Here is a 13,663-nt window from a genome sequence, read left to right on the forward strand (position 1 = left end):
TCGAATTAGAAATCAGTCGGGCGAACCGTACTTCTTTTGTTAGATTCAGTACGCTTCACTGCATCGTCGATGAGTTGATGAATTTTTTCATTCAAACCGTCAATTGCATCCCCGGAAGTCATAAATCCTTTAGACTTGATATAAGCCTTTACTTTGCTTGTTACGATCAGGGTTTCCTTTTCGACATTCTTTCCAGCCATTGAGTTCTTCCTCTCTGTCTTAGTTTTCTTCTTTTGTGCCATCTTCAATATTGCTCCGGTTCACGGTCGTCCAGTTGGTCTTTTCTTTCCGCTAACGGTTCCTGTTTGCATTCTTTTCAGAAACCCGGAAAAAGAACAACCTTTTAGAACTTTCCCCTTTGCGACCTTACCTTTGTTTTAAAAAAAAATGATACCAGACCCATCTGAAACGATCCTAAACTTAGAATCGTCCGGGTTTTTGTCTCTAATGAAACAGAATGAGACATAGAAGACAAGCGAAGTAACGTCAAGAAATATTTCATTTCTTCTTCGCCGACTCGCTTTGTAGAATCGTGTTTACGAGTCCCGTCTCTAAATTTAATTTTTCAGCGATTGTCTCCGCCGGCCATTGAAAGTTATGATAGAGATTCAACACGGTCGCCTTCTTTCTCTGAATCAAATGATCCTTAGAAGAATCTTTTGACTTACCGGAAGAAACGTTTCCTTCCGTAACGGCTCCGACCGCGTCTAAAAAGCCGGAAAGTTTTTCAAACTTGTCGTCGGCTTCGCTCAAAAGTCCTTCGAGATCTTCTTTGACGACGACCGCACCTGCTTTTAAGTCTTCCATACGATGTTGCAGAGTAGAAATCTGTTTGTGTCTTTCCGATAGATCGACCATCAAGTCTTCTATCTTTTCAAACTTGGCTTCTACCGAACGAATCTCTTCCTTCTTACGGAACAAGGATTCGATCCGATCGTCTGTCTTACGAACGGTCTCCGCGATTTCTTTTTCTCTCGCTTCCAAAATCTCAACGTCGTTTTGGAGGGTATAGAGTTTATTCGTGAGTCCTTTTGCAGCCTCTTTGTGCGCGTCGGTTTCGTCAAAAAGACCTTTGACTTCCTCCCGAACGGATTCGAGAGTTTCCAGTCTGGAAGTAAGATCCCCGAAGGTTTCTTCCATCTCAAGGGCTTTTTCGCCCGCTTCCAGAAGTCTCGTAAACGTATCTTCCCAATCGGAAGAACGGCTTTGTAATTCCTCGAATTCTTTTCGAAGGGAATCGGAGGATTCCTTGATGGAAGTTAGGGCATCGAGTCTTACTTTTAAGTCTTCGGTTTCCAATACGAGAGAATGTTTTAGAGTCTGCAACTCGTCTAGTTTTTCTTCGAGTTCGTTTAACAAAGGAGTTCTTTCGTCCGCTTTGGAAAGAAGTTCTTCCATTGTTTGAATATATATATCGGTTCTATCTACAACTTCGCTCGCCTTATGAAAGAGTTCAGCTTTTTCACCGAGTTCTTCCATCTTATCCGTGATTTCTTCGACGCGAGAACGTAAGGTCTCAGCTTCTTCTTGGATTTCGTTGACAAGATTTGTTTTCGCGTTACGTATCTCTTCGAGGTCGCGTTTGAGATCCAACTGAAGAGTTTTGTATTCTTCCATAGAATCTTTAAATTCTTCTTTGCCGGAACGTAAAAATTCTTCGGAAGCGGATTCCATTTCACGCAACTGATTTTGCAGTTCTTTCTGGAATCCTTTCATCTGCTCGTCGCTGTTTTTGCGGGATTCTTTGAGAGATTCTTCCAGATTCTTTTTTACGTCGAGGATGTATTTACTGATTCTTTCCTCGAGTTGTCCGAGTTGCAACTGACCCTTATCCATAAGAGAAGTGAGTTGTTTTGAAATTTTTGCGTCGATCGTACCGTTTAAGCGGCTAATCTTCTCTTCTTGTTTTTCAAAAAAGTCGTCCGCGGAACTCTTTAGTTTATCGAGAACACGTTCTGCGTCTCTTCCCGCATTTTCCAGATTAGATTCTACGTTGTTACGGACTTTTTCCGCGTGGATCTCCAGAACCTTTTCGTTTTTCTTAACGATCTGTTCCATCTTATCGATGGTTCCTGAAAATTCTTCCCTAAGATTTTGAAGAATGTGAGTTCCCTCTTCTTTGATATTACGCAAAGAATCACCGAGGCGATCGGAAACTGAATCCCCTTCTTTTTGAAAGTTGGTTTTATAACGGGAAACAAATTCTTCGATTCTATCTTTTTGAATATTGTATTCGTTTTTGAATTCTTCCAGGAGTTGTCTTCCCTCGACGTGAATTCCGCCGAGTTTTTCCTGGAGATGAGAAACGGAATCCTGGGTGTTTAAACGAATCGTTCCCAATTCTTCTTCCCAATAACGACCTAAGTTTTCAAATCGTTGATCGATTTTACGGACTTCTTCGTCTACGGTTCCGGAAAGAAGATCGATCTTTCCTTCCACTTGTGAAAGAAGATCTCCGGCGCTGGATTCCATAGCGGATTGAAGATCGCCTAAGTAAGAATCCACGTCTTTGATCCGGGTCGAAATCTGTTTATCTAGTGTGACGATGGATTGTCTGACCGCTTCCAGATCTTGTTGGATCAGAGCCGATCTTTCCGCGTGGACCTTCGCGAGTTCGATATCAAAGTTTTCTTTGAGAGACGTGATTCCGGAGATCGTCTTTTCTTTTGCCTCGTCTCTTGCAGAATCCAGAGCGGAATGAAATTCTTTCAGACCCATGGAAATATCTTTTTTCAGGCTGTCGGATTCGCTTCTGAGATTGCTGCTGATTCGGTTAAACTCTTCTTCAAAGTTGTCGATCTGGCGAAGAAGTTCGGACTTTCTTGCGTCCGCTTGTCTGAGAAGTTTGTTCTCAGCTTCCAGATATTTTTCTTGGAAGAATTGGATGGATTCGTTGATCGATTCCGCCTGACGTCTCGTTTCGTTGAGAATTTCATCTCTTCGAGTCATTGTCTCGAGGCTCATACCTTCGATTTCTCTCCGGATAGAATCCACTTCGAGTTTTACCCCGTTGATAAAGGCTTCTTTCGAATGAGTGACTTGTTCGAGAATCCGATCCAGTTTGTCTTGAACTGATTTTTCGGAAAGTCTCGCCATGTCCTCTAATTTACGATCGGCGGCTTCCGCCTTTTCTTCCACGCGAGAATCCAGTCTCTCCAGTTTATCGCTTACGGTTAAGAATACGGTCTGCATTTTTTCGGATCTTAAATCCAAATCTTCTTCTTTGTTTGTAATCGTTTCAAAAAGAGAAGTGATTTCCGAACGCAGTTGTTCCACTCTTCCCACCGATTCTCTGAGTAAGGAAGTAGTATGAGAATCCAGACTTTCTCTGTAATTGGATGCGATCGCGTTCAGACCTTGATCGATTTTATCGTTTTTGATTTCCAATAATTCTTCCAGTTCGACGATCTTGGAAGCGAGGGATTGTAAAAGTTCATCGGAACGAAGATTGACCTTATCGGAAAAAACTTCCAGGATCGCTTCGGCTTCCGAACGCAAATCAAGGATTTTCTGATCCAAAAGTTGAATCTCTTTTTTACCGGATTCCATACGAAGAAGGCCTTGTTGGATCGCGTTGGATTCTTCTCTAATGTCCGAGGAAAGTTGAACTACTTCTTTTAAATCTCTCGCGACGCTATCCAGAAAATCACGGTTTGTTTTTATGGATTCTAAGAGTTGTCTGGATTCTTCGTTTAATCCGTGTACATCGTTTGCGAGTTTACGGGTTTGTTTGAGGCTGATTTCTAAATCGATTCCTGCGTCTTTTACTGATTGAATTTTTTCAAGAGCGATATCGTTCAATTCGTCTTGAATTTTTCCAGTAAAACGTTTGATTTGACTGAGTTTATAGTTGGATTTATCTAGCCTTCTGAGTAGGATTGTAATTCCTACACTGGCTATAAACGGCAGGAGTAATTCTATTCCCATTGAATTTTATTTACCATAGACATAAGAACCTGCATCAGCAAGGCGGGAATCTTTACAACTCTTCCGATCCTCTTCTTCAACCGAAGCATTGAATTCTAAAATGAGCTGAAATTTTCCTTGAAACATTATGTCTCATCAAATTACGATTGACTATTGGAAAGATCGTAAAAAGAGCAAGAAAAAATTAAATTATGCTTAAAAAAAAGCCTTATTCCGGCTTTTCGACCGTTTATGACGCAGTTATGAAAGACGTCCAATACGATCGTTGGGCCGAATTCATACTCTCTTCTTTTGCCCACCACAGCGAAAAATATCTTCCGAAAACGGTTTTAGATCTCGGTTGCGGAACTTGTAAACTCTGGGAAAAATTTCCAAGTTCGGTCCGATTTACCGGTGTGGACTCAAGCTCTGAAATGCTTGAAATCGCTCGGAAAAAGGCGATTACTGGAGAATTTGTCCTCTCAGACCTTCTCAATTTTGAACTCGAAAACAAAACTTTTGACCTGATTCTTTCCACACACGATACGTTGAACTATCTCAAAAACGACTCCGAACTCAAGTCCGCATTCTTACGCGTTCGAAGACATCTCGCGCCGGACGGTTTGTTCTTTTTTGATCTGAGTAGTTTATACAATTTTAAAACACATTTCGACGGACAGACGTTTCACGAAAGAGTCGGAGATTATAAAATCCGTTGGAAGAATCGTTTTTTAGAAGAATCCAATCGCCTGGAATCCACTCTCACCTTCTCTCACAAACAATCCAAAGAAGAATTTTCCGAGGTTCACGAGCACACCTATTTTTCGATGGATACAGTCCATTTGCTTCTTAAGCAATGTGGACTCGAACTTTTAGAGGAAGGTTCCGATTATCGGGACTGGATCTTGGAGGATGACGCCGCTTTGATAAATTATATCTGTCGAAGTACAGAAATTAATTTACGGAATCGGTGACATATATCATCTTCTTAAGATTGCAACTTTTCACGTCTACTTTTGTAGAAAAAACGGGAATCGATTCGCCTCCTTCGAAGTTTTTCTTCGAAGAAAAAAACAAAGACCCTAAACCGGTCTTGGATATGAAAAAGATAAAGGGGAACTAAGGAAGATTCGTATGTCAAAATTCAATGTAGAAGGAAAATCAGGAAAGGTGATCATCGATACTACGGTAATCGACGGTTATGATAAAATTTTTGACGAGGTATCCAGAAAGGCTTCCGGAGGAGCGATCTCAGACGTGGAATTCCAAGTGGAAAGCGTTAAAAAAATCACCTCCAGCGGAATCGCAAAACTACTGACTTTGAAAAACCTAATGGATAATTTCGGAGTTAAGATGAAGATCAAAAACTTAAGCCCGGATTTACTAGAAGTTTTGAAAAAATTCAAGGTGGATGGTAAATTAGGTCTTTAGAGTTTTTGAAAAACGATTGCCGCTCGTCCTCAGTTCCGCAGTCCTGTGATTATCCCAATGGGAACTATTTCCGTAAGTCAACTCACTCGCACGTATCCCGGAAAAATCGCAGTTTCCGATCTCAGCTTTGAAATTCCAAAGGGAAGAATCACGGGTCTTTTAGGCCCGAACGGAGCCGGTAAGACGACAACACTTCGACTTCTTACGGGTTATCTCGCCCCTTCTTCCGGATCGATTCGTTTTGACGGACTTGACTTTTTAGAAAACAAAATTGAAATCCAAAAAAAAATCGGATATCTCCCCGAATCGTCTCCGATCTATTTTGATCTTACGGTTTTTGAATATCTTTCCTTTTTAGCAGCCGCCAAGGGAATTCATAAGAATTTCCTAAAGGATAAAATCCACGCGGCCGTTGAACTTCTAAATCTAAAAGAAGTTCTCTATCGACCGATTTCACTTTTATCCAAGGGTTTTAAACAGAGGGTTTCACTCGCGGGATCGATCATTCAAGATCCTGAATATATCATCTTAGACGAGCCGAGCGACGGTCTGGATCCTCTCCAAATCGGAGAACTAAAAACGTTGATTCGTACATTAGGAAAGAATAAAACGATTCTTTTTTCCTCGCATATATTGCAGGAAGTGGAAGAGATCTGCGATCACATACTGGTCTTATCCAACGGAAAACTGATCGCTGACGCCTCGGTTTCCTCGATTTCAAAAGGGGAAGGCTGCCTCGTTTTAGCCGAAACCTCGATCGAAGAAATAAAAAAACTATTTACGAACGATTCTTATGAAATACAGAACACGGGAAAAAAGGAAGACGGCTTTCAAGAATTTCGGATTTTATCCGCAAAATTTCAAACGGAGGACGTCTTTGGAATTCTAAAAAAGGCTCCGTTTCGAATCCGTTCTCTCATCCCGGAAAAAAATTCATTGGAATCCGTTTTTGAATCTCTCACAGGAAAATCAAAAGAATGAATCTTTCCGATTCCATCCTCGAATCCGTTCAGAACTTAAAAACAGTCTTTTGGAAAGAATTTTCCGTGTATCTCAATTCTCCGATCGGAACGATTTTCGCCGGGTTCTTTTTGTTTATGACTTCGTTTCTTTTTTTCTTTGGATTCGGGGACAGTTCGTTTTGGGATCTCAAGTCGGCGAGTATGGAAGCCTACTTTCTTTGGGTTCCGATTTTGTATGTGATTTTTATTCCCGCGCTTTCGATGCGTCTTTGGTCCGAAGAGGAACGTTCCGGAACTTTGGAAATTCTTTTCACGCTTCCCTTTCGAGAATTTGAATTGGTTCTCGGAAAATTTTTAGGGGCCTGGTGTTTTTTAGGTTTTGTTCTTTTATTTACGCTTCCGATTCCGACGACGATTCTCTACTTAGGGGATCTGGATTTAGGAACTACCTTCGCGGGTTATCTCGGAATTTTTCTTTTGGGAGGGGCCAATCTGGCTCTGGGAAGTTTTATCTCTTCTTTGACAAAGGATCAGATCAGTTCTTATCTTTCCGCTCTGATCGTATGTTTACTTTTTTTTCTTATGGGTTACAGACCCTTTCTTCCGTTCTTAGGCCCCGAACTCAGTCGAATTGTTTCCTTTCTTTCTTTGTCCAAACACTTTGAAACCTTTCGGATGGGAATTTTAGATGGGAGAGAAATTTTCTTTTATCTGAGTTTTTCGTTCACGGCCTTATATGCAAATCTTCTTATATTGAGGTCAAAACGATGATCTCAAAGATTCGAAACTTTTTTTTAAAACTAAATTCCAGTTCTTGGTTTTTATTTTCGCAGATTTTTTTGATCTTTCTTTTTACAAACGGAATCATCGGACACTTCGCTTGCAGAAAGGATCTTTCGGTCTCTGGACGTTTTGAAATTTCGGAAAGTACGAAATCTATATTCAAAAATTTGAATTCTACTCTTTTTATAGACGCGTATTACTCTTCCAAGGTTCCGGGAGAATACAAAACGTCTCTGGATCTCACTAAAGAATTGTTAATCGAACTGAGCGGCCTTGGCGGCTCCGATGTAATATTAAGATTTCATGATCCGGACTCAAACGAAGAAGATCGTAAAAAAGCGATCGAATCGGGGATCGCTCCACAGATTTTGGAAAAGAATGAAAGAGATTCCTCTCAGATCAAACAAGCTTTTATGGGAATCATACTTTCACTCGGAGCTCTCAAGGAAACGATTCCGGTTGCGTATTTCGCCGAACAGATCGAATACCAGATCTTGACTACACTTCGAAAGATGATTCGTAAACCGGGAGAATCCGGCATCGCGATTCTTAACCTTCCCGGAGTTTTATCTACGGATCCTCCGGGTCCTGCGAGCGGAAAAGACAGCGTGGGAGTTTTGGTTCATCAGGTTCTCAAAGAAGAATACGGTCCAGTTGCGGAAATTTTATTAAACGAAGAGGAACTCCCGCAAGAAATCCGAACCCTTCTTTGGATCGGCTCGGGAGTCCTTTCCGAAAAAGGCGCGTATCAACTGGATCAATTCCTAATGCGAGGAGGAAGCCTGATTCTTTTTGCAAAGTCCATGGACTTTCGGATGGAAGCTCCGAACCGGGAAGAAGGAATCGGGATGTCTCCGACTAGCGCCGGCATTGCGAGACCAACGGAAGAAATAGAAGAATTAAATTCTATCTTTGAATCTTACGGTTTTCGAATAAACACGGACATCGTACTGGATCTAGAACATTCACTTTCGACCGGACCTCTGATGGAGATAGAACCCGGAGTGATTGGAAGATTTCCATATCCCGCTTGGATCGTCGCCGGAAAAAACGGAGAATTGTTAAGCGAAGAGAATCCTTTCACGTCACCTTTGCAGAACCTACTCCTTCCCTGGGCTTCGAGTCTGAGTCTGGATCCGACAAGACAACCCGATGTAAAGATGAAACCCATCCTCTTTGCGGGAGAAGAATCCGAAGTTCGTTCCGATATCGTAGCCCTGGGTGAAAAACAAATCTTCGCGACAGCGCCCCAACCTTCCGGAAAAAAACAGATCTTGGGTGCGCTTTTGGAAGGAAGTTTTCGTTCTCGATATACAAAAGCTCCGAGCACAAATCAAACGGCTCCCTTTCTTTCGCAAACACAAAGAGATAAAACTTCTAGAATTCTCGTGATCGGTTCTCCTTATATCGTTTCCGATCTGTTGGTATTTCCGGAAACAAGAGACATTTATCAAGAATCGAATATTCCATTTTTATTAAACGCCTTAGACATCTCTTCGGGAGACACGGATCTCATTCAGATCCGAAGCAAAAAATCCGCGGTTCTCAAGTTGAATCCGTTTTCGGAAAAGGAAAAATTCTTTTTGAGTTTTTTAAATCTTTTGGGAATTCCTTTTTTTCTGGGTCTTTACACGTTTTCAAGAATCAGACATCGAAATTCTTTTCAAGGAGAAGAATAAACATAATGATTTCTTTCTCCGATCGGTGTATTTCCGTTCTTGGATTTTTAAAAAAAGAAAAGGCGCTTTTTTTGTTTTTGGTGAACGTCCTTCTGGGAACCCTAACCTTTTTGATTTCCGACCCGCTTTCCCTCTTTCAAAAAAATTACCAAAACGCGGAACCATTTTTTCCTTATAAACGCTCCGAGGTAGAAAGAATTCAGATCGGAAGAAAGGGACACGAAATTCTTTTGGAAAAAAAGAACGGAGAATGGGACGTTCAAGTTCGAGACGGAATCGCAAGACCCGACGTCCAAAAGATAGAATCGCTGTTAGGTGCTCTTTTGAAACTCAGGAAATTTTCAAAAATCGTTTCCCATTCGTCAAACCCCGACTTCGGTTTAAACGGAGAGGAATGGAAACTCGAAATCCAGACCGAATCGGGCGAAATCAGAAAGCTTGAAATCGGAGTTTCGGGGAAACAGGAAACCGGGGCCTTCGTTCGAGAACCTGAAAGCTCACAGATCTGGTTCGTGGAAGAAAACCTCAATGCGCTCGTAGGACGTGGGAACGAGACTTTTTTCTTTTCAAACTCGCTGATCCCACAAGGAATCGAAACATCAGAAATTCATACTATTCTAATAGATTTTTTTTCCAAAACTTCTCCGAAAATTGAAATCCAAAAGGACGCGTCCGGGCTCTGGAAAATTTCGAATGTCGACCGGGGTCATTGTTGGGGAGAGGATTGTGGAACTTGGGTGGAACGTTTTTTAAAAACAAAAGCTGAGAGGATTCTTAAAAGACCTTTTTACGAAACGATCTCCCCTCTTTCCTCGAAAGAAAAACTCAAGATGACAATTCGTTCCGGGAAAAATTCGGATTCTATCTATGAGATAGAATGGATCGGAAAGACTTCTCAAAAAGAGCCGGTCTTTAGAAGCGGGAACGATTCTATTTTGTATGTTCTCGATCCTGAATTTTTGGAACGTTTTCAAGAAAGATTTGATTGGAAGGATTCCTTTCCCGATTCTTTCTAATCGCTTCCCCGGACGAGGGTTGGATTCTCTATTGACAGACTAGAGGCTTCCAATTTCATTTCACAAGAAATCTAAAATTAGGACGAAAGCATGGCTTTGATCGAAGAATTTGAATCTCAGGGGAATTTTCTATTTCGTTGGAGATCCTACATCCCCGGAATCATTTTGATTCTCTGCCTTGGACTTTTGCCTTTTTATCAGTTCCCTGGAAATTCTTATACTTATCATCTCTACTACCAAGCGATCTGTTTGGGGATCAGTCTTCTCGGTCTTTTTGTTCGTAGTTTTGTCATCGGTTACGCTCCCGCGAGAACATCCGGAAGAAATACGAAAGAACAAGTCGCAGACCTCGTAAATCAAGAAGGAATTTATTCTCTGATACGCCATCCTCTCTATCTCGGTAACTTTCTTTTGTATTTGGGAGCTGTTCTTTTTCTTAAGAACTTTCTGATCGCGTCCGTTTTCATTCTTTTCTTCTGGGTATATTACGAAAGAATTATGTTTGCGGAAGAACAATTCTTGAGAAAAAAATTCGGAGAAGCGTATCTTTCTTGGGCAAATACGGTTCCTGCTTTTCTTCCAAGATTTACCGGCTACAAAAAGCCCGCGCTTTCCTTTTCAATCCGAAACGTGATCAAAAGAGAATATCCGAGTCTCTTCGGAATTCTTGTTATCTTCAGCGTTTTTGATTTGGTAGCGGTTTATTTTAACGAGCCCGTGAGCAATCTTCTTGAAGCGATTCGTCTTCCGCAGATCATTCTTTTCGGAGGCGGCCTTGCATTCTATGTTCTCGTAAGAATCATCGTAAAGACAACTCGCCTACTTCACGTAGAAGGTCGTTGAGATCCATAGAGGTGAAACGATTTCTTTTTTGTTGGCCAGCATTTGTGTGAGTTCCTACAAAGAATCGAGGATCCAAATTCTACTTGCGAAAAGTAGAATTTTCTGATAGAGAAGAGTTCGCCGCCTTTTTCCCACGAGCCCGCCTCCTCCACCCAATCAGGGTGGGGCGCGCCAAATTTTCACGAAAGAATTGTCGTAATTACTACAATTCTCCAGCACCCCAAAAAAAATTTTCTTTAAGAAGGAAACGTCTTAGAAGAACTTTCGAGATACGATTTGAGATGACTTGTTTCCTTCGTAAAAAAAACGGGAATCGGATAATTGGATTTGGAAGGAATCAAAACGATCCCCTCGTCAAAAAATAAAATCTTTTCAATCTCGGAAAAAGAATAACGATAACTGCTGTTCAATGCTTCGAAGGAAAGAGATTCCTTGCTTTCGTTTAACTTTCCGGGTCCGATTCTTTTCAGACCTCTCAAGAGATCCGGAGTCAAATCTTCCTTTTTATCGGCGAGTTTTTCAAACGGAAGTTCCCGGTTCTGATCTAGATACAAAATACCGTCGATCTCAAAACGAATCTCTCTCACTTCTTCCTCTTTGTTTTCTTTTATAAAAGAATACTTAGGAGATTCTTCCAAAACCTGAATACCGGAAGGAGAGGTTTCTTGGGAAATAAATTCTTCCTCGTCGCTTGGAAGGTTTTCCAATTGAGATTCGGAAGAAGAATAAGATATCGGACTCTGCTTTGGAATCTTTCTTCCTTCAACGAAGAGATTTTCAAGATGTCTCTGCTTTTCGACATTCTCGGTCTGAGACGCCCTTTTGTTGGAAGCAAGAATTTCACCCGCTCTTTTTGAGTTCGGCCTTGAAATGAGGTGATCGATTTCAGAATTTCCAGAGCGAGCAGAACTCGACTTGGACGTGGGACGGTCTTGCCCGGAACCGTGAGGGTTCAGAGAGACGTAGATAAAACAAAGAAGTCCCACGAGAATGAGTGCAATTGCGATAAAGAGCATCATTTTATGTATCTGTCGATTGAGCGGGTTTCTGAAGCGTTTTTCTCACTTTTCTCCTTTACAGAAATATTCCTTCACAAACCCTTTCAGTTTACAGATACAAACATGGAATTAGAAAACGTTTCTCTTAAAGACAAAATCATCCGCGGCGTTGTCGCTATCTTTCTTTTCTTTCTTGTGAGTGGTTTGATCATCACCTTTCTTCCGGGAGACGCCGAAAAGAGCTTTTTCGATGTGATCTCGGGCCGTTCCAGCCTGAACGCCGGTAAAATCGGAGACTATTCCATACCAATGGACTACTTTCAGGCCGCGAGAAGGGACTGCTTTTTTCAATACAGAAGTATCGCTCCTTCCCTGGCGGAAGATCCTTCCACGCTTCAATCCTGTGCGTTTCAGACGATCCGGAGTTTGGTAGTCACCAAACAGATCGCAGACGCGACCGGATTCTCCGTTTCGGAAACCGGAATCCGAGAAGAACTTTCGGATGAAGCCAGAAGAATTTATAGAGAATCCATGAACGGAGCCGGTTATTCCGACGAAGACGTTCGTAAACCCGAAGCCATCTATAAACAAATTCTAAATTCGGCTCCGATGCAGTACAGAATCGATCGTAAGAATGCGAGCGTTCTCTACGATTCACTTCTCAACTCCGATCTAAAGAAAACGGACGGGGAAGTCAACGTTCAGAAAGAATCCACTTCTGCCCGAGTTCAATTGAGAATTCTCTCCTATACCGACGATCAACTCACAAAACTCGCGGAAAAGGAAGCTCCGATTTCGGATGAACTCCTGAGAGCCAAATACGAAAACGAGAAAAAAGACGGGAAACTTCCAAAGAATAAGGACGGAAAGGAAGTCAGCTTTGAGGAAAGAAAAAATTTCCTGAAGAGTAAGATCCTTTTGGAAAACAGATCCAAATCTCAAGACGAATGGAAGGCAAAACTAAAAACCCTTCAGGAAGAGCCGGATGGATTGCAAAAGATCGCAAGTCTTCTCGGAACTCCGATTCAAGACTTTAAGGACCAGACCCTTCTCAACCTCTGGGAACTAAAGTCCGGAAATCAGACGATTCGTTTGGGAAATAACACTCAATTTCTGAAAGATTTGACAACGGTCGCTTTTGGAGCTAAAAAAGTCGGAGGTCCCTACAGGGATTCCGAAAAAAATGTATTCGTCGAATTTGCTTCCATGGAAATCAATTCGTCTAAAATCAATACTTCGCAGGGCCCCGATTTGAGAGACAATCCAAACCTGATGAACGGGTTTGTGATGGAAATCAGCCAGGCCCTACAGGAAAAATACCCGATTGAACGAAGGATCGGTCAAAAGGCAGAAGAATAATGCAAATCCGGGCTGAACTGGTAAATCCCTTTCTCGAAGCAGCGACCATCGTTTTTAGAGATGTCCTAAAGACGGACCTTATCCGAGGAAAGATCGGAATCAAAGACAGCCCTGAAACCAACCTAGAACTTTCGATCGTCATAGGCGTGATCGGAACTTTTAACGGAGAAGTTGTCTACGGCTTGAACTACGACGCGGCTTACAAGATCGCGGGAGTTCTGATGCCCGGAATGAGCGACCAAGATATCAAGAACGAATACAAGGATATCTTAGGAGAAATCGCAAACATGACTACAGGGAATGCGATGAATATTTTCGCGACCTCGGGTCAATCTATCGAAATCACTGCACCCAATATCATCGATTCCAAAAACGAAACCCTAAAAATTCCTAAAAAACCTTCCCTTGGAATCAGTCTTTTTTCCAAGTTCGGAAAGCTGGACGTAAACGTTTCTTTAACATAAGAATTTTCTCATAGAGTGCGTTGCATTTGTGCTCCTGAAGAGATAAGAAACACCTTACTCACAAGTTGTTTGAATCTTAAGAAAAATCATCTGTCGTAACAACGACAAACCTCCGTAAAAAAACGAAAGCCCCACCCTGACTTTGGGTGGCGGGGCGGGTGGTGGAAGATTCCCGGCGATATTGCCTTATCAGAAAATAAATATTTTGCAAGTAGAAAGTCT

General features: G+C 41.8%; 12 protein-coding genes. 9 read left to right on the forward strand and 3 right to left on the reverse strand.

Annotated features, from left to right (window positions below):
- Positions 1 to 5: 5 nt before the first annotated feature.
- On the reverse strand, positions 6 to 200 hold the full coding sequence (locus tag A0128_RS10680) for a hypothetical protein (RefSeq protein WP_003008197.1): 195 nt from the start codon (positions 198 to 200) through the stop codon (positions 6 to 8).
- A 298-nt stretch (positions 201 to 498) separates the two neighbouring features.
- Positions 499 to 3,927 carry a SpiroCoCo family coiled-coil protein gene (locus tag A0128_RS10685; protein WP_069607502.1) on the reverse strand — a complete coding sequence of 1,143 codons (3,429 nt, stop codon included), beginning with the start codon at positions 3,925 to 3,927 and terminating at the stop codon, positions 499 to 501.
- Positions 3,928 to 4,118: 191 nt separating this feature from the next.
- Here A0128_RS10685 and A0128_RS10690 point away from each other — a divergent pair, with 191 nt between their 5' ends.
- The 7 genes from A0128_RS10690 to lmtA all read left to right on the forward strand — a co-directional run bounded on the left by A0128_RS10690 (position 4,119) and on the right by lmtA (position 10,620).
- Positions 4,119 to 4,880: a class I SAM-dependent DNA methyltransferase gene (locus tag A0128_RS10690; protein WP_069607503.1), complete on the forward strand. Its 762-nt coding sequence runs from the start codon at positions 4,119 to 4,121 to the stop codon at positions 4,878 to 4,880.
- A 160-nt stretch (positions 4,881 to 5,040) separates the two neighbouring features.
- The gene (locus A0128_RS10695; RefSeq protein WP_069607504.1) at positions 5,041 to 5,337 is read left to right on the forward strand and encodes an STAS domain-containing protein; all 297 of its coding nucleotides are present in this window, start codon (positions 5,041 to 5,043) and stop codon (positions 5,335 to 5,337) included.
- A 57-nt stretch (positions 5,338 to 5,394) separates the two neighbouring features.
- Positions 5,395 to 6,318 (forward strand): ABC transporter ATP-binding protein, encoded by a 924-nt coding sequence (locus A0128_RS10700; RefSeq protein ID WP_069609242.1) that lies wholly within the window; start codon positions 5,395 to 5,397, stop codon positions 6,316 to 6,318.
- Complete coding sequence (locus tag A0128_RS10705) at positions 6,315 to 7,070, forward strand: ABC transporter permease (protein WP_069607505.1); 756 nt, start codon at positions 6,315 to 6,317, stop codon at positions 7,068 to 7,070. Before A0128_RS10700 ends, A0128_RS10705 begins: the two co-directional genes overlap by 4 nt.
- The gene (locus A0128_RS10710; protein WP_069607506.1) at positions 7,067 to 8,761 is read left to right on the forward strand and encodes a GldG family protein; all 1,695 of its coding nucleotides are present in this window, start codon (positions 7,067 to 7,069) and stop codon (positions 8,759 to 8,761) included. Before A0128_RS10705 ends, A0128_RS10710 begins: the two co-directional genes overlap by 4 nt.
- Before the next feature lie 5 nt (positions 8,762 to 8,766).
- The gene (locus A0128_RS10715; RefSeq protein ID WP_069607507.1) at positions 8,767 to 9,777 is read left to right on the forward strand and encodes a DUF4340 domain-containing protein; all 1,011 of its coding nucleotides are present in this window, start codon (positions 8,767 to 8,769) and stop codon (positions 9,775 to 9,777) included.
- A 90-nt stretch (positions 9,778 to 9,867) separates the two neighbouring features.
- Positions 9,868 to 10,620: a lipid A Kdo2 1-phosphate O-methyltransferase gene (gene lmtA / locus A0128_RS10720; protein ID WP_069607508.1), complete on the forward strand. Its 753-nt coding sequence runs from the start codon at positions 9,868 to 9,870 to the stop codon at positions 10,618 to 10,620.
- Between the two features lie 236 nt (positions 10,621 to 10,856).
- Here lmtA and A0128_RS10725 read toward each other — a convergent pair whose 3' ends face one another.
- Entirely contained in the window at positions 10,857 to 11,639 is a 783-nt protein-coding gene (locus A0128_RS10725; protein WP_069607509.1) for an LIC_11490 family protein, read from the reverse strand.
- A gap of 3 nt (positions 11,640 to 11,642) precedes the next feature.
- On the opposite strand from A0128_RS10725, the gene A0128_RS10730 reads away from it, so the two are divergent.
- Together A0128_RS10730 and A0128_RS10735 are read left to right on the forward strand one after the other, a co-directional pair.
- A complete protein-coding gene (locus A0128_RS10730) occupies positions 11,643 to 12,977 on the forward strand; it encodes a hypothetical protein (RefSeq protein ID WP_156781821.1) in 1,335 nt (444 codons plus the stop codon).
- Positions 12,977 to 13,441, forward strand: coding sequence for a chemotaxis protein CheX (locus A0128_RS10735; protein ID WP_010574631.1), 465 nt, complete (start codon positions 12,977 to 12,979; stop codon positions 13,439 to 13,441). Before A0128_RS10730 ends, A0128_RS10735 begins: the two co-directional genes overlap by 1 nt.
- Positions 13,442 to 13,663: the final 222 nt, after the last annotated feature.

It is taken from the genome of Leptospira tipperaryensis (genome assembly GCF_001729245.1).
Classification (GTDB): Bacteria; Spirochaetota; Leptospiria; order Leptospirales; family Leptospiraceae; genus Leptospira; species Leptospira tipperaryensis.